The organism is Streptomyces viridifaciens (assembly GCF_001888885.2).
GTDB lineage: Bacteria > Actinomycetota > Actinomycetes > Streptomycetales > Streptomycetaceae > Kitasatospora > Kitasatospora aureofaciens.
The window spans coordinates 7,834,090-7,850,215 of record NZ_CP090841.1 but is presented as its reverse complement, the minus strand read 5'-3'; the positions used below and the strand labels follow the sequence as shown (position 1 = coordinate 7,850,215).

Here is a 16,126-nt window from a genome sequence, read left to right as displayed (position 1 = left end):
GCCCCGGCCCGGGGGCGGTTCCGCCCGCCCTACTCGACCCGGACGGCGATCAGACAGGTGTCGTCCTCGGTGTCGGCGGGGCTGAGGTCGAGCAGCCGGTCCAGGTAGAGCTCCAGGTCCGGGCCCGGCGCCCCGGCCGTGCGGATCAGCTGGTCGACGGAGTCCTCCACCGGACGGTCCCGCCGCTCGACCAGGCCGTCGGTGTAGAGCAGCAGGACGTCGCCGGTGGACAGCTGCGCGCGGTACTCCTCGTACCGAACCTCCTCCAGGGCCCCGAGCAGCACGCCGTGCGGCAGCGGCAGCACGTGCGCGCCGTCGCTGCCCAGCCGGATGGGCGGCAGGTGGCCGGCCCGCGCCCAGCGCAGTTCACCGCCGGCCGGGTCGAGCAGCACGCACACGGCGGTGGCGGTGACCTGCCCGGGTTCCCGCAGCGCCACGGTGTTGGCCCACTCCAGCAGCCGGGCCGGGCCCGCTCCGGTGACCGCCAGGCCGCGCAGCGCGTGGCGCAGCGCGACCATTCCGGTGGCGGCGCCGACGCCGTGCCCCGCGACGTCGCCGACGGCGAGCAGGACGCGCTTGTCGGGCAGCGGCAGCACGTCGTACCAGTCGCCGCCGACCCGGTCGCGCTTGGCGGCGGGGCGGTAGCGCACGGCCGCCCGCAGGCCGGTCACGTCGCGCGGTGGCTCGGCGGGCAGGATGGCCTGCTGGAGCCGCAGGGCGAGCTGGGCGCGTTCGGCGGACTCCTGCTCGCTGTCGGCCAGCCGCGCACGGGTGGCGCCGAGGGCGACCTCGGTGCGGTGCTGGGCGGAGACGTCGTGGTAGGCGCCGCGCACCGCGACGAGCCGGCCCTCGGCGTCGAGGACGGGTTCGGCGATGACCCGGGTGTAGTGGTAGCCACCGCCCGGGCGGGCCAGCCGGAACACCGCGGAAGAGGCGCGCCGCCGGTGCCGGACGGTGTCGACCAGGCGGCGCACGGCGGCTTCGTCGTCCGGGTGGACGTGCCGGGCGAGGTCGGTCAGCGGGACGGGCGGCGCTCCGGCGGGCAGGCCGAAGAGCTGCCGCAGGCCGTCGCTCCAGCGGATCCGGCGGTGGTCGGCGTCCTCCTCGAACCCGGCGACTCGGGCCAGTCGCTGGGCCTGGCTCAGCAGCGCCGCCTGTTCGTCCTCGCCGGACGACCCGTTCGCCGCCTCCCATCCGACCAGCAGCCGCCCGCCGAGCGGGGCGACCGCGAGCCGTACGGTGGCGGGCACCGACGGGCCGTCCTGGAGCACCAGCTGGAGCAGTTCGCCGGTCAGCGGGACGCCGGTCCGGTGCACCCTGAGCAGGCGTTCGAAGAGTCCGCTCGCGCCGGCGGCGGGGTAGGCCTCCAGAAAGGACACGCCCTCCAGCGCGTCGCGGGGGCGGCCCAGCGGGTCGCGGAACTGCGCGTTGACCCGCCGGATGGCGAAGTCGACGAGCTGATCGTCCCTGAGCTGGGGCTCCAGCAGCAGCGCGGGGGCGAGCAGGCCCTCCAGAAGGACGTCCGCGTCCTCGGGCGTCGGCGGTTGGCCGACCGGGCCGAGCAGGGTCGTGCAGAGCTCGGCGAGGGCCCACAGCTGCCGGCACTGGGACGGTGTGAGGGACGGGCCGGGCACGGGCCAGAGCACCTCCAGCGCGCCCCGGCGTCGGCCCGCCTCCACCAGCGGCAGGACGGCCCGGGCGGACCCGGGTCCGATGGACGGACCGGCGGCCGCCGGATCGCCGGGCCACAGCTCCGCCGCACCGCCGACCACCTGCTGGGCCGGGGTGGCGACACCGGGCGGGACCCGGCTCCAGGCCTCGGCCTCGGCCTCGGCGAGTCCGCTGTGCGCGGCGAGGCAGAGCCCACCGCCCGGCAGGCGCTGCCAGACGGCCAGGGCGCGGGCGCCGAGCGAGGTCGCCAGCTGTTCCAGGACGGCCCCGGCGGCCCGCTGCAGGTCGGGCTCGGCGGCGAGGGCGGGGGCGACGGGCGGCGCGAGGGTCGCGAGCCGGGCAGCGGGCCCCGCGGCGGGTTCTCCCGGTGCTCCTCCGGACGGCCCCTCCGCCACCTCGGACCCCTGCCGCCCGTCGGTCTCGCCCGCCGAGGCGTCCTCCCCCTCCGCCGCCGGCTGCCCTTCCGCCGCCGGCTCCCCAGCCGCTCCGGCTGCGGCCGTCGGCAGCCCCACGATGTCCGCGGCCAGCGCCACGACCGTGACACCCGACTCGCGGGCCAGCCGGACCAGGCGGGCGGCCGCCTCCGCGGGCAGGACCCCGAGGCGCTCGGACAGGATGCCGGTGGCCAGGTCGACGACGCTGCGGGTCCGGGCCTCGGCCCGCAGCCGGGCGGCCGCGTCCTGCAGTCGGCGGACGGTCCCGGCGAGGGCCCGGGCCGTGCTGTCGTCTCGCTCGGGCCGGGCGGTCATGGCGCGTCCAGCCAGCGGTGCATCCGGTCGATCAGCCGGGTGGTGTCGACGGGCTTGGTGACGTGGTCGTCGGCGCCCGCGTCGAGGCTCTTGTCCTTGTCGCCGGGCATGGCCTTCGCGCTGACGGCGATGACCGGCAGCCGGGCGAAGCGCTCGTCGGCGCGGATGGCGGCGATCGCGGCGTAGCCGTCGAGGCCGGGCATCATGACGTCCATCAGCACGAGGTCGGTCTCGGGGTGGTCGCGCAGCAGGTCGAGCCCGGTCCGGCCGTCGGTGGCGTGCAGGACGGTCAGTCCGCTCTCCTCCAGGACGGAGGCCAGGGCGAAGACGTTGCGCACGTCGTCGTCGACGATCAGGACGGTCCGCCCGGCGAGCCGCTCGTCGGCGGCCGCGGCGGGGTCCGGGCCGGGGTCGGCCGGGTGGCGGCCGCCGAGCCGCTGGATCAGGCGTTCGCGCAGGTCGTCCAGGCCGTGGATGAGTTCCACTCCGCCCACCGCGGCCGGGGCGGTCGCTCCGTCGCCCTGGTAGCCGAGGACGGCGGCGCCGTCGCCGAGCGCGTCGAGCAGGGCGGGCGCGAGTTGGCCGGAGTGGGCGAGGTCGAGCACCACGAAGCGGTGCGACCCGGTGGCGAGGGCCGCCCGCAGGCCCGGTTCGTCCTGCGCGCTGTCGATCCGCACCGCCGGGTCGGCGGCGCCCAGGGACTCGACGGCGGCGCGGGTGAGCAGGGTGAGCAGGCCGGGCGGCTCCGGTTCGACCACCAGCACCCCGGGCTCGGTCTCCGCCCCGGTGTCGCGCCGCTCGGACGAGGCGACGGGCAGGTAGAAGGTGAAGCGGCTGCCCTGCCCCGCGATGGAGGTGACGGTGAGGGTGCCGCCGAGCAGCCGGGCGAGTTCCCGGCTGATCGACAGGCCGAGACCGGTGCCCCCGTAGCGGCGGCTGGTGGTGCCGTCGGCCTGCTGGAAGGCGCCGAAGATGGTGTCCAGCTGGTCCGATTCGATGCCGATGCCGGTGTCCTCCACGTGGAAGGCCACCGCCGCCCCCACCCGGCCGAGTTCGAGCGGCAGATCCGGGCCCTCGACGCACTGGATCCGCAGTTCCACCCGGCCGTTGTCGGTGAACTTGATCGCGTTGGAGAGGAGGTTGCGCAGGACCTGGCGCAACCGTGCCTGGTCGGTGACGAGTTCGTCCGGGACGGACCGGTCGACGGCGACGGCGAAGCCGAGGCCCTTCTGGTCGGCGAGGGGCTGGAAGCTGGACTCGACGTACTCCAGCAGCTCGCGCACCGTGAAGGGTTCCGGGGTCAGCTCCATCTTGCCGGCCTCGACCTTGGAGAGGTCGAGGATGTCGTTGATGAGCTGGAGCAGGTCGGCGCCGGCGGAGTGGATGACGCCGGCGTACTCGACCTGCTTGGCGGTGAGGTTGCCGGTGGCGTTCTGGGCGAGCAGCTGGGCGAGGATCAGCAGGCTGTTCAGCGGGGTGCGCAGCTCGTGGCTCATATTGGCCAGGAACTCGGACTTGTACATCGAGGTGAGGCTCAACTGCCGGGCGCGCTCCTCCAGTTCCTGGCGGGCCTGCTCGATCTCCAGGTTCTTCGCCTCGATGTCGCGGTTGCGGTCGGCGAGCAGCGCGGCCTGCTCCTCCAGCTCGGCGTTGGACCGCCGGAGTTCCTCCTGTCCTGACTGCAACTCCTCGGATCTGGCCTGCAGTTCGGCGGTGAGCCGCTGGGACTCGCCGAGCAGTTCGTCGGTGCGCGCGTTGGCCAGCAGGGTGCCGATGTTGACGCCGCAGGCCTCGGCGAACTGGGCCAGGAAGTCGCGGTGCACCTCGGTGAAGGGGCGTACGGAGGCGAACTCCAGGACGCCGAGCAACCATTCCTCCAGCGCGATGGGCAGCAGGACGAGCGAGCGGGCGTCGCTGGCCCCGGCGCCGGAGGCGATGACGGCGTAGCCGGGCGGGAGTTCGTCGACCGCGATGATCCGCCGGCTGCGCGCCGCCTGGCCGACCAGGGACTCCCCCAGCTTGAGGCGCTGGTCGGGGAGTTCCTCCGCCGCCCGGCCGTAGGCGCTGATCCGGACCAGTTCGGTGCCGCCGTCGGTCTCCTCGGCCAGGAAGAAGGCGCCGTACTGGGCGCCGACCAGCGGTGTCAGCTCGTCGGTGATCATGTCGGCGACGGCCTGGATGTCCCGGCGGCCCTGGATGGCGGCGGAGAAGCGGGCGAGGTTGGTCTTCAGCCAGTCCTGTTCCTGGTTGGCCAGGACGGTCTCGCGCAGCGACTCGACCATGGCGTTGATGTTGTCCTTGAGGTCGGCGACCTCGCCGGAGGCGTCCACGCTGATCGAGCGGGTGAGGTCGCCGGCCGCGACGGCGCTGGTGACCTCGGCGATCGCCCGGACCTGCCGGGTCAGGTTGCCGGCCAGCTCGTTGACGTTCTCGGTCAGCCGCTTCCAGGTGCCGGACACCCCTTCGACCTCGGCCTGGCCGCCGAGCCGGCCCTCGGTGCCGACCTCGCGGGCCACCCTGGTCACCTCGGCGGCGAAGGAACTCAGCTGCTCGACCATGGTGTTGACGGTGGTCTTCAGCTCCAGGATCTCCCCGCGCGCGTCGACGTCGATCTTGCGGGTGAGGTCGCCCTCCGCGACGGCGGTGGTCACCTGGGCGATGTTGCGGACTTGGCTGGTCAGGTTGTGCGCCATGAAGTTGACGCTGTCGGTGAGGTCCTTCCACGTCCCGGCGACGTTCGGCACCCGGGCCTGGCCGCCCAGGATGCCCTCGGTGCCGACCTCGCGGGCGACCCTGGTCACCTCGTCGGCGAACACCGAGAGGGTGTCCACCATGGTGTTGATCGCGGCCGCGAGCGCCGCGACCTCGCCCTTGGCCTCCACGGTGATCTTCTTGGAGAGGTCGCCGCGCGCGACGGCCGTCGCCACCTCGGACATCGAACGGACCTGGCCGGTGAGGTTGGAGGCCATCACGTTGACGTTGTCGGTGAGGTCCTTCCAGGTGCCGGAGACGCCCCGTACGGTCGCCTGCCCGCCCAGGTTCCCGGCCGTACCGACCTCCCCGGCCACCCGGGTGACCTCGTCGGCGAAGGCCGACAGCTGGTCGACCATCGTGTTGAGGGTCTCCTTGAGGTCCAGGATCTCGCCGCGCGCGTCCACCCGGATCTTCTGGGTAAGGTCGCCTTCGGCCACCGCGGTGGCCACCCGCGCGATCCCCCGGACCTGGCCGGTCAGGTTGCCCGCCATCGCGTTGACCGACTCGGTGAGGTCCAGCCACGTCCCGGTCGCGTCCGGCACCTGGGCCTGCCCACCGAGCCGGCCCTCCGTACCGACCTCGCGGGCGACCCTGGTGACCTCCGAGGTCACCCGGGACAGCTGCTCGGACATCCCGTTGAACACCGTGGCGATCTCCCCCAGCTCCCCGGGCCGGTCCGGGTCCAGCCGGGTGCGGAAGTCGCCGTCGCGGACGGCCGTCAGCCCGACGAGCAGCTGCCGCAGCGGCTGTTCGGCAAGCCCGTTCTCAGGGTGCTCGTCCATCCGTCCACCGTCCGGATCGCACGGCCGGGCGCCGCTGGGCGTCCAGGCGCGGGGCGGCGGGCCACCGCCCTGCTCCCACTGTGCCACCGGATGCCCCGGGGCGGCAGCCCCGGCCATCCCGGCTGCCCGTTCAGGCGGGGCCGGCGCGTCCACGGACGGTGCGCAGCTCGGCCGCGGTCCGCAGCGGGTCGTCCGTCTCCACGGCGAGCCCGGCGAACGGCGCGGGCGGGCGCAGTCCCACGCACAGCACGGCCCGGTGCCCGCGCAGGGCGACGAAGTCCCGCCCGTCCTTGTGCCGCCACACGCCGAGGCAGAGCGCGCCGGGGACGGCCAGTCCGCCGATCCGGACGCCGCGCAGCGCCCGCCAGCGGTCCGGCTGGACGTCGACCTCCGTGACGGTGTCCAGCGGCACCCGCACCTCCCTGCGGCGGGCCACGATCCGCTCCCACCAGGCCAGCCGGACGACCAGGTCGTCACCGTCGATCAGCAGCCCGGCCATGGTCCGGTCCTTCCTACGCTTCCCCGGCCGCGCGACGCCTCCCTGCCGTCGGCGCGGTCAGCCGGGAACGGTGTCCCGCACCCTGAAGGCATCGGTGGCACCGGTGAGTTCGAGCATCCGCAGGACCAGCGGGCGGGGGCGGGCCAGCTCGATCCGGCTGCCGTCGTCGACGGCGCGGGCCTGGGCGCGCAGCAGGGCGTTGAGGCCGGTCGAGTCGCAGAACTCCAGCCCGGCACAGTCGATCACGATGACGGTCGCGGGCTCGGCCAGGGCCGGCCGGAGCACCTCGTTCAGCTCGGCGACCGAGTCCAGGTCGAGTTCGCCGTACAGGGCGATCACGGTGCCCTCGGCCCACGGCGAGGCCTGCGCGGTGAACACCCCGGGTGCACTGGCGCGGCCGGACACCACGCCCGGTCCCTTCGACTGGCGACTCGCCACCGTGCTCCTCCTCCATGCCCTTCCCGCGACGGCCCCCGCACCGCGACTGTCCACTGCGGGGGCCGGGAAACGCTGAGTGGCCGGGCGGTTCAGTCGCACTCCTCCGACTCCTCGGCCCACCCCGGGGCGTCGCGGTCCGCGAGCCGCTCGCGCAGCCGGGCCGGTGTGGCGCTCAGTACTCGGGAGACGTGCATCCGGGATTCGCCGATCCGCGCGGGGATCTCGGACGTGGTGCAGCCGTCACTCCCCGGCGGGCTCACGGTGCGCCGCCTATTCCGCCTCGGGTGAGGCGGCGGGCGGGGAGGCGGGAGGGGAGGCATCGGTGGCGGCCTCCGGCGCCGGGGGGCCGGGTTCCGCGTCGCGGTCGAGCCGGACCCGCAGCAGGGTGTCGGTACCGGTGATCTCGAACAGCCTGGCCACGATCGGCCGGGGCCGCGAGACTTCGAGGGTCCGACCGGCCGCATCCGCGTCGAGGCGGGCGCGCAGCAGGATGTTCAGGCCGGTGGAGTCGCAGAACCGCAGCTCCGCGAGGTCCACCACGATCCGCCGGACGCCGTCGTGCAGCGGTTGCGCGAGCGCGGCGCGCAGCACGTGCGCCGAGTCGTGGTCCAGTTCCCCGGCGACCGTGACGACCCGCACCGAGACCCGGTCGTCCACCACGACGCGCAGACTCCCGCTCTGCTTCTCGCCCTCGCTGGGGACCTCGGTTGGCCTTGGCATCGTGCGCTCCCGGTCCGCTAGGAACGGCGGGGTGCCGTCCCGACCATCATGCCGCGCGGCGCGCCGAACCGCTCGGACGGCCCTCTGGGAGGTTCGGCCGCGGCAGGCGGGAGGTCTGATCCGGAGGCTCCGAGGTGTACGAGCCCCTGAGCCGGAGAGACGCTGGGGGCAGGACTTCCACCAGGGAGGCTTCCATGGACAGCAGGCCCACGATCGCGGGCCGTTCGGTCCGCCCCGTGCGCATCGCCCACCCCCGGGGGGACTGCACCGGCACACTGGTGGGCTTCGCCCCGGCCCTCGCCTCCGCCGGACCGGTCCGCACGGTCGGCGCCGGGTACCTCGGCTGGAAGCCGGTGCAGAACCACCACATCGGTGTCCGGCTCACCCACTACCAGGAGAACGACGAGCCCGGGGTGCGGAACATCCGCCCGCTGCGCATCCACCACGACAAGGCCACCTAGCCCGCCCGGTGCGGGCGGGACACGGCCCGGAGCAGGACCGAGGCGAAGGAGGCGAGCCCCATGAGCGACCAGGACCCGGCCCGCGGCCACGACGAGCCCGTGCCCAGGGACCCGGTGCCGAAGGACCCGCCGGTCCCGGTCGGGATGCCCGGATCCGGGGCGGCCGACGACGGGCCGCCGCTCGCGCCCGAGGAGGGGCAGCGCGGTCAGGACGGCGGACGGGAGTCCGAACCGACGGGACCGGCCCACGAGCCGGAGCCGCACGAGACGCCGGACTGAGCCGACCGTGGCCCGCCCAGGAAAGCACATGAACAGGCCGCTCCGGGACCCGTGGCCGCACCGGCCCACCCGGCCGGTGCGTCCGGTGCTGCCCGTCCGGCGCGGTGCACGCCCCGGAGCCGACCGGTGGACGTGAACGGCCCCGGACGGCCGCCCCGGCGCCCCCGGCCGCTCGGCAGCCGTCCGCCCCGGGTGGCGTTGCGCCGGCCCCGTCCGGCAGCACCCCCGGAACCCCCGGAACACGTCCCGGCCGGGCTGCGCACCGCCGCCGGCTACGCCTGGCGGCTGGGGCTGCTCGGTGTGGCCGTGTACCTGGCCGTCGACGTCCTCGGCGAACTCCAGGTGCCGGTGATCGCGGTGTTCCTGGCGCTGGTGATCACCTCGGTGCTGCGCCCGCTGGTCGACCTGCTCGACCGGGCGATGCCCCGCTCGCTCGCCGTGCTGCTGGCCTTCGTGTGCGCGGTCGCGCTCGTCGGAGGGGTCCTGGCGCTGGTCGGGACGAACGTCGCCGACGAGTGGAACGGGATCGGCAACGAGCTGCGCGGGGGCCTCGGCCGGATCGACCAGTGGCTCACCCACGCCCCCTTCCACCTGCGGGCCGGCACGGTCACGGCCCTGCGGGCCAAAATCGGGGCCTTTCTCTCGGCGCACCGCTCGGCCCTGCTGACCACCGCGCTCAGCGGGGCCAGCACGGCGGTGGAAATGGCGACCGGGCTGGCCCTGGCGGTGTTCTGCTCGGTGTTCTTCCTGCACTCCGGCGACCGGATGTGGGCCTGGGCGCAGCACCAGCTCCCGGGCCGGGCCCGCCCGGTCTGGGGCCGGGCCGGGCGGGCGGCCTGGCACACCTTCGCCGGCTACACCCGCGGGGTGCTGATCGTGGCGGCGACCAACGCGGTGCTGGTCGGGGTCGCCCTGGCCGTCCTGCGGGTGCCGCTGGTGCTGCCGCTGATGGTGCTGGAGTTCGTCGCGGCGCTGGTGCCGCTGATCGGCTCCCCGATCGCCCTGGCGGTCGCCGCGCTGGTGGCGCTGGCCGCGCGGGGGCCGGTGGTCGCACTGCTGGTGCTCGCGCTGATCGTGATCATCGGCCAGATCGAGGGGCACCTGCTGCACCCGCTGGTGCTGGGCTGGTCGGTGCGCATCCACCCGGTGGCGGTGGCCCTGTCGGTGATCGGCGGCGCCGTGCTGGCCGGGGTGCTGGGCGCGGTGGTCGCCGTACCGGTGGTGTCGGTGGCCTGGGCGGTGATCAGCGAGCTGCGGGACCACGGCCCGCCGGAGGAACGGGGCGGTCCGCGCTCACGGGGCGATGCCCCGGTGGTGGGCGATCACCCGCGCCGTACCCAGCGTGATCGACGACGCCCAGACCAGGGAGGAACCCGTGAACACGGCGGGTGAGTGCGCGGTGACGCTGACCAGCAGCAGGGTCGCGCAGAGCCCCCCGAGCACGGAGAACACGAGGACGGGCACCCGGGCGGCCTTCCGCAGCATCCAGCCCGCCAGCCAGCGGGGGCCGTGCCGCATGCTGCGCAGGGCACGGTCCAGGCGGCGGTCCACCCGCAGGTGGTTCTCGATCTCCGTGAGGATCCGCAGTTCGCGCCCGGAGAGCCCCGGCCCGTCCATCCGCGCCACCTCCCATCGGGCGGTTGCCCGGCCGGGCGCTGCCCGTAACCTCCGGGGCGAGCGGAAGCCGGTGGGGTGGGAACGGGCGGTCGGGGTAGCCGCTCCGGGTCGGAACCGCACCCGTCGGGAGGACGCGATGGCCGCCCACGACGCCCTGGACCGCTACCACCGCCGTCGGGACTTCACCCGGACGGCGGAACCGCGCGGCGCGGAGCCCGGCGAGCCGGGCGACCGGCCGCGCTTCGTGGTGCAGATCCACGACGCGCGCACCCTGCACTTCGACTTCCGGCTGGAGGCCGACGGCGTGCTGAAGTCCTGGGCCGTCCCGAAGGGCCCGTCCACCGACCCGCACGACAAACGCCTGGCCACCCCCACCGAGGACCACCCGCTGGAGTACCGCACCTTCGAGGGCGTCATCCCTGAGGGCGAGTACGGCGCGGGCGCGGTGATCGTCTGGGACGAGGGCACCTTCCGCAATCTCACCACCGACCGGGACGGCCGCCCGGTGCCCTTCGCCGAGGCGCTCGACCGCGGCCACGCCTCCTTCCGCCTCGAAGGGCACAAGCTGCACGGCGGCTACGCGCTCACCCGGATCCGCACCGACCGCGACCCGGCCCGGCGCGGCGGCGGCAACCGGGAGGCCTGGCTGCTGGTCAAGCGCGCCGACGCCCGCGCGTCCACCCAGGGCACGCCCGACCCGTACCGCGCCCGCTCCGCCCGCAGCGGCCACACCCTGCGCCAGGTCGCGGCCGGGGCGACGCCCTGACGGCTCGGGCCGTCGGACCGGGCGGCAGGTGGACGGTCATTGGTGACCAGCTCGTGCGCTCAACCTCCCCGATGGCCGGCCCGTCCCGGTGAACGGCGCACGGACAGCACGAGCCGGAGGCCCGGGGATGCCCCCGGGCCTCCGGTCACCGCAGGTGGGTCAGCGGCGGAACAGCGCCTGGCTGACCTCGTCGGGGCCGTCGAAGCTGTCCGTGTCGAGGTGGGAGATCTGGTCCACGAGACTCTCGTCCGCCCCGTTCGAGCGCGCCGTCTCGGCGAGCTCCTCACGGTCGGCCGGGTAGCTGGCGCCCTTCAGGGCCTTCTGGACATCGGTGGGCTTGATCCGGCTCATCAGCCGTCTCCTTCGGTGGTCTGTGCCGTCGCTGAGCCTCGGCGGAGCGCCGGGGCCGAAAGGCGACGGGAGAACTTCATTACCAGGGCCTGTCCGGCCCTAAGGGAAACCGTGCACCCGGCTCCGCCGGTTCGCACCCGTGCGTGACGATTGATGAGCCGTACGTGTCCAAAGCGGTCGCTGCGCCGACCCGGCGGCGGGGAGACACTGGTCGAGGGGGTGGGAGGTGATGAGGATGTCCGGCTACCGCGCTCTGGTGGGTGAGCTGGCCGACCTCGTCCGGCTGGCGCACTCCGCCCTGGGCGGCGCCACCGCCGTACTGACCGACCCCGCCGCCGGCCACGACGCGATCGCGGCGGCCGAGAAGGACCTGGCCGAGCTGCGCGCCCGGATCGAGGAGGACTCCGCCACGGCGCTCGACGGGCGCCCCGGGGTCGTCGTCGGTGTCCACGTCGGGTGCGAGGTGGAGGCGCTCGGGCAGCTGGTGCAGCGACTTCTGGAGGCGGCCTGGGCGCGGCAGGAGCGGAAGCCGTACGGAGACCGGCTGCTGGCCCCGCTGCGCGGGCTCGCCGGAGCCGCGCTGGACCTGGTCGCACAGGCGGCCGACGCCCTGGAGTCCGGCGCGCCCGAGGGCGTCACCCACGTGCTCACCGAACTGCCTGACACCGGCCGGCGTCAGCGGCTGCTCTACGAGCTGCTGCTGCGCGACGGCGCCACCGACCCGGTGGACGCCGCCGACCTGGTACTGCTCGCCTGCTGCTACCAGCAGTGCGCCGACCACGCCGGGGCGATCGCCCGCCACGCCGCCCTGTTCGCACACGCCGGGGCCTGAGGAGGGACCCGGTCATGAGGCGCAAGGGCTGGCAGTTCTGGGTGGACCGCGGCGGCACCTTCACCGACGTGGTGGCGCTGGCCCCGGACGGACGGCTGCTGACCCACAAGCTGCTCTCGCACGACCCGGCCCACCACCGCGACCCCGCCGTGGCCGGGATCCGCGCCCTGCTGCCGCCCGACGCCGACCTCGGGCGGGACGTCGACTCGGTCCGGATGGGGACGACGGTGGCCACCAACGCCCTGCTGGAGCGCACCGGCGAGCCGACCGCCCTGTGCATCACCCGCGGTTTCGCGGACGCGCTGCGGATCGGCTACCAGAACCGGCCGCGGATCTTCTCCCGCCGGATCACCCTGCCCGAGCCGCTGTACGCCCGGGTGGTCGAGGTGGACGAGCGGATCACCGCCGACGGCGAGGTGCTGCGCCCGCCCGACCTCGACCGGCTCGCCGAGGAGCTGCGCGGCTGCCTGGCGGACGGCATCCGCTCCCTCGCCGTGGTCTGCCTGCACAGCTACCTCCACCCCGCGCACGAACGCGAGATCGGGCAGCTGGCCGAGCGGCTCGGCTTCGAGCAGGTGTCCCTGTCCAGCGAGGCCAGCCCGCTGATGAAGCTGGTGCCGCGCGGGGACACCGCCGTGGTCGACGCCTACCTCGCCCCCGGGCTGCGCCGCTACGTCCACCGGGTGGCGGACGAACTCGCGGGCGTGCGGCTGATGTTCATGCAGTCCAACGGCGGGCTGGCCGAGGCCGGGCACTTCCGCGGCAAGGACGCGATCCTGTCCGGCCCGGCGGGCGGCATCGTCGGCATGGTGCGGATGTCCCAACTGGCCGGGTACGACCGGGCGATCGGCTTCGACATGGGCGGCACCTCCACCGACGTGTCCCACTTCGCGGGCGAGTACGAGCGGGTGGTCACCACCCAGGTCGCCGGGGTGCGACTGCGGGCACCGATGCTGGCCATCCACACCGTCGCGGCGGGCGGCGGCTCGGTGCTGCGCTTCGACGGCGAGCGCCTGCGGGTCGGACCGGACTCGGCCGGCGCGGACCCCGGTCCGGCCTGCTACCGCGCGGGCGGGCCGCTGACCGTGACCGACGCCAACCTGCTACTGGGCCGGATCCAGGCCGAGCACTTCCCGCACGTCTTCGGCCCGGACGGCGACCAGCCGCTCGACCGCGAACTGACCGAGCGTCAGTTCAACGACCTGGCCGGGGAGATCGGCGACCGCTCGGCCGAGGAGGTGGCCGAGGGCTTCCTGCGGATCGCGGTCGGCGACATCGCCAACGCGATCAAGCGCATCTCCGTCCAGCAGGGCCACGACGTCACCCGCTACGCCCTGACCACCTTCGGCGGCGCGGGCGGCCAGGTCGCCTGCCCGGTGGCCGAGGCGCTGGGCATCCGTACCGTGCTGGTCCCGCCGATGGCCGGTGTGCTGTCCGCCCTCGGCATCGGCCTGGCCGACACCACCGTGCTGCGCGAGCACGCCGTCGAACGGCCGCTGGCGGAGGGCGAGATGGCCGCCGTACGGGAGCGGGCAGACGAGCTGGCGGCGGATGCCGCCGGCCGGCTGCTCGACCAGGGCGTCCCGGAGGAGCGGATCCGGCTGACCCGCCGGGCCCGGCTGCACTACCGGGGCACCGACACCACGATCGGCGTCCCGCTCGGCGAACCGGCGGACATGCGGGCCGAGTTCGAGCAGCGGCACCGGGCCACCTACTCCTTCCTGATGGACCGCCCGCTGGTCGTCGAGGCCCTCGCCGTCGAGGGCACCGGCCTCACCGAACAACCGGAGCTCGGCGTCGCCCTCTCCCCCGACCCCGGGACCGAGCCCGAGCCCGAGCCGCTCACCGTCGAACTCCGCACCGGCGGTGCGTGGCGCCGGGTCCCGTTGCTGAAGCGGGAGTCCATGCGCGCCGGGCGCACCGTGGCCGGCCCGGCCGTGATCGCCGAGGCCAACGCCACCACCGTGGTGGACGACGGCTGGCGGGCGACCGTGACGCCGGCCGGGCACCTGCTGGTCGAGCACGTCGGGGCCCGTACGGAGGAGGCCGTCACCACCGCCGCCGACCCCGTTCTGCTGGAGGTGTTCAACAGCCTCTTCACGGCGATCGCCCAGCAGATGGGCGCCCGGCTGGAGTCCACCGCCCAGTCGGTCAACATCAAGGAGCGGCTGGACTTCTCCTGCGCGCTCTTCGACCCGGACGGCAACCTCGTCGCCAACGCCCCGCACATCCCGGTGCACCTCGGCTCGATGGGCACCACCGTCAAGGAGGTGATCCGCCGCCGCGGCCCCCGGCTGCGCCCGGGCGACACCTATGCGGTCAACGACCCGTACCACGGCGGCACCCACCTGCCCGACGTCACCGTGGTCACCCCGGTCTTCGACGCCGCCGGGAGGGACGTCCTGTTCTTCGTCGCCTCCCGCGGCCACCACGCCGAGATCGGCGGCATCACCCCCGGCTCGATGCCCGCCGCCAGCCGCGAGATCGACGAGGAGGGCGTGCTCTTCGACGACTGGCCCCTGGTGGTGGACGGCCGGCTGCGCGAGGCGGAGACGGTACGGCTGCTCACCGGGGCGCGGTACCCCTCCCGCGACCCGGACACCAACCTCGCCGACCTGCGCGCCCAGATCGCCGCCAACCGCAAGGGCGTCGACGAGGTCAACGCGATGATCGAGCACTTCGGCCTGGACGTCGTCCAGGCCTACATGCGGCACGTCCAGCACAACGCCGAGCAGGCGGTGCGCCGCGCCGTAGACGGCCTGGGCGACGGCTCGTACCGCTACGAGACCGACTCCGGCGCCGTGATCGCCGTCGAGGTCCGGGTGGACCGCGCGGACCGCAGCGCCACCATCGACTTCACCGGCACCTCGCCCCAGCTCGCGAGCAACCTCAACGCCCCCTCCGCCGTGGTCACCGCCGCCGTCCTGTACGTCTCCCGCACCCTCGTCGACGACGACATCCCGCTCAACGACGGCTGCCTGCGCCCGCTGCGGATCGTCGTCCCCCCGGGCTCGATGCTCTCCCCGGCCCACCCCGCCGCCGTCGCCGCGGGCAACGTCGAGACCTCCCAGGCCATCACCGGCGCACTGTACGCCGCGCTCGGCGTCCAGGCCGAGGGCTCCGGCACGATGAACAACCTCAGCTTCGGCAACGAACACCACCAGTACTACGAGACGATCGCCTCCGGCTCGGGCGCCGGGCCCGGGTTCCACGGCGCCGACGTCGTCCAGACCCACATGACCAACTCGCGCCTCACCGACCCCGAGGTCCTGGAGTTGCGCCTGCCCGTCCTGGTCGAGGAGTTCGCCGTCCGGCCCGGCAGCGGCGGCGAGGGCCGCTGGCACGGCGGCGACGGCGCGCTGCGCCGGCTGCGCTTCCGCGAGGCGATGACGGTCAGTCTGCTCACCGGCCACCGCCGCGTCCCCCCGTACGGCCTGGCCGGCGGCTCCCCCGGCGGCCTCGGCGAGAACCGGATCCTGCGTGCCGACGGCAGCGTCGAGGAGCTGCCCGGCTGCGGCATCGCCGACGTCGGGGCGGGGGACACGCTGGAGATCCGCACCCCCGGCGGAGGAGGCTACGGCACCTGACCACCACCCACCAGTTGTGACGTTATACGTTTAACTCCACGACCTGCACCGCCCCGAGGAGACCCCGTCATGGCCGACCACTCCCCCGACTACCTGCTCGCCGCCATAGAGCTCGGCGCCTCCGCCCGCGCCCACGGCAACCACCCCTTCGGCGCGCTGCTCACCGACCCTGCCGGAACCGTCCTGCTCACGGCGGAGAACACCGTCCTGACGGACCACGACGTCACCGCCCACGCGGAGATCAACCTGGTCCGCCAGGCCTCGCGCACCCTGGCCCCGCACCAGCTCGCCGAGGCGACCCTCTACTCCAGCACCGAGCCCTGCGCGATGTGCGCCGGGGCGATCTACTGGAGCGGCATCCGCCGGGTCGTCTACGCGCTCGCCGCCACCGAGCTGAACGCCATCGCGGGCGTGGACCCGGACGAGCCGGTGCTCGAACTGCCCTGCCGCACGGTGTTCGCGGCCGGCGGCAACACGGTGGAGGTGTCCGGCCCGTTCCTGTTCGAGGAGGCCTCCGCGGTCCACGTTGGCTACTGGGGATAGCCGGGAACGGCCGGGCGGTCTCGTGGCTCACGGGAGCCACGAGACCGCCCGGGCCGCGTGGGTTGCTCCGATAGGGT

The 16,126-nt window shown here is 74.5% G+C and carries 15 protein-coding genes; 7 read left to right on the top strand and 8 right to left on the bottom strand.

Going from position 1 to position 16,126, the window contains the following annotated elements:
• Positions 1-29 precede the first annotated feature (29 nt).
• The 6 genes from BOQ63_RS42395 to BOQ63_RS42370 all read right to left on the bottom strand — a co-directional run bounded on the left by BOQ63_RS42395 (position 30) and on the right by BOQ63_RS42370 (position 7,613).
• Positions 30-2,420 carry a SpoIIE family protein phosphatase gene (locus BOQ63_RS42395; protein ID WP_454131916.1) on the bottom strand — a complete coding sequence of 797 codons (2,391 nt, stop codon included), beginning with the start codon at positions 2,418-2,420 and terminating at the stop codon, positions 30-32.
• Entirely contained in the window at positions 2,417-5,956 is a 3,540-nt protein-coding gene (locus BOQ63_RS42390) for a HAMP domain-containing protein (protein WP_454131918.1), read from the bottom strand. The genes BOQ63_RS42395 and BOQ63_RS42390 overlap by 4 nt, the downstream gene beginning before the upstream one ends.
• A gap of 130 nt (positions 5,957-6,086) precedes the next feature.
• Positions 6,087-6,455 (bottom strand): hypothetical protein, encoded by a 369-nt coding sequence (locus BOQ63_RS42385; protein WP_030289606.1) that lies wholly within the window; start codon positions 6,453-6,455, stop codon positions 6,087-6,089.
• 57 nt (positions 6,456-6,512) lie between these two features.
• A complete protein-coding gene (locus BOQ63_RS42380) occupies positions 6,513-6,893 on the bottom strand; it encodes an STAS domain-containing protein (protein WP_232790762.1) in 381 nt (126 codons plus the stop codon).
• A gap of 89 nt (positions 6,894-6,982) precedes the next feature.
• Complete coding sequence (locus BOQ63_RS42375; protein ID WP_167395861.1) at positions 6,983-7,153, bottom strand: hypothetical protein; 171 nt, start codon at positions 7,151-7,153, stop codon at positions 6,983-6,985.
• A 10-nt stretch (positions 7,154-7,163) separates the two neighbouring features.
• Positions 7,164-7,613 (bottom strand): STAS domain-containing protein, encoded by a 450-nt coding sequence (locus tag BOQ63_RS42370; RefSeq protein WP_072656112.1) that lies wholly within the window; start codon positions 7,611-7,613, stop codon positions 7,164-7,166.
• 194 nt (positions 7,614-7,807) lie between these two features.
• Between BOQ63_RS42370 and BOQ63_RS42365 the strand changes: the two genes are divergently transcribed.
• From BOQ63_RS42365 to BOQ63_RS42355, 3 genes are all read left to right on the top strand, one after another.
• Positions 7,808-8,074 (top strand): hypothetical protein, encoded by a 267-nt coding sequence (locus BOQ63_RS42365; RefSeq protein ID WP_072656111.1) that lies wholly within the window; start codon positions 7,808-7,810, stop codon positions 8,072-8,074.
• Positions 8,075-8,134: 60 nt separating this feature from the next.
• Positions 8,135-8,353 carry a hypothetical protein gene (locus BOQ63_RS42360; RefSeq protein ID WP_030289611.1) on the top strand — a complete coding sequence of 73 codons (219 nt, stop codon included), beginning with the start codon at positions 8,135-8,137 and terminating at the stop codon, positions 8,351-8,353.
• A 132-nt stretch (positions 8,354-8,485) separates the two neighbouring features.
• Complete coding sequence (locus BOQ63_RS42355) at positions 8,486-9,745, top strand: AI-2E family transporter (protein ID WP_454132039.1); 1,260 nt, start codon at positions 8,486-8,488, stop codon at positions 9,743-9,745.
• On the opposite strand, the gene BOQ63_RS42350 is transcribed toward BOQ63_RS42355, so the two are convergent.
• Positions 9,647-9,970 (bottom strand): hypothetical protein, encoded by a 324-nt coding sequence (locus tag BOQ63_RS42350; RefSeq protein WP_030553825.1) that lies wholly within the window; start codon positions 9,968-9,970, stop codon positions 9,647-9,649. The genes BOQ63_RS42355 and BOQ63_RS42350 overlap by 99 nt on opposite strands.
• 136 nt (positions 9,971-10,106) lie before the next feature.
• Here BOQ63_RS42350 and BOQ63_RS42345 point away from each other — a divergent pair, with 136 nt between their 5' ends.
• The gene (locus BOQ63_RS42345) at positions 10,107-10,736 is read left to right on the top strand and encodes a DNA polymerase ligase N-terminal domain-containing protein (protein WP_030553823.1); all 630 of its coding nucleotides are present in this window, start codon (positions 10,107-10,109) and stop codon (positions 10,734-10,736) included.
• Between the two features lie 159 nt (positions 10,737-10,895).
• Here BOQ63_RS42345 and BOQ63_RS42340 read toward each other — a convergent pair whose 3' ends face one another.
• The gene (locus BOQ63_RS42340) at positions 10,896-11,087 is read right to left on the bottom strand and encodes a DUF2795 domain-containing protein (RefSeq protein WP_030289615.1); all 192 of its coding nucleotides are present in this window, start codon (positions 11,085-11,087) and stop codon (positions 10,896-10,898) included.
• Positions 11,088-11,322: 235 nt separating this feature from the next.
• Here BOQ63_RS42340 and BOQ63_RS42335 point away from each other — a divergent pair, with 235 nt between their 5' ends.
• The 3 genes from BOQ63_RS42335 to BOQ63_RS42325 all read left to right on the top strand — a co-directional run bounded on the left by BOQ63_RS42335 (position 11,323) and on the right by BOQ63_RS42325 (position 16,049).
• Positions 11,323-11,919 (top strand): hypothetical protein, encoded by a 597-nt coding sequence (locus BOQ63_RS42335; protein WP_030289617.1) that lies wholly within the window; start codon positions 11,323-11,325, stop codon positions 11,917-11,919.
• 14 nt (positions 11,920-11,933) lie between these two features.
• Complete coding sequence (locus tag BOQ63_RS42330) at positions 11,934-15,506, top strand: hydantoinase B/oxoprolinase family protein (protein ID WP_072656109.1); 3,573 nt, start codon at positions 11,934-11,936, stop codon at positions 15,504-15,506.
• Between the two features lie 69 nt (positions 15,507-15,575).
• Complete coding sequence (locus tag BOQ63_RS42325) at positions 15,576-16,049, top strand: nucleoside deaminase (RefSeq protein ID WP_030289619.1); 474 nt, start codon at positions 15,576-15,578, stop codon at positions 16,047-16,049.
• Positions 16,050-16,126 lie beyond the last annotated feature (77 nt).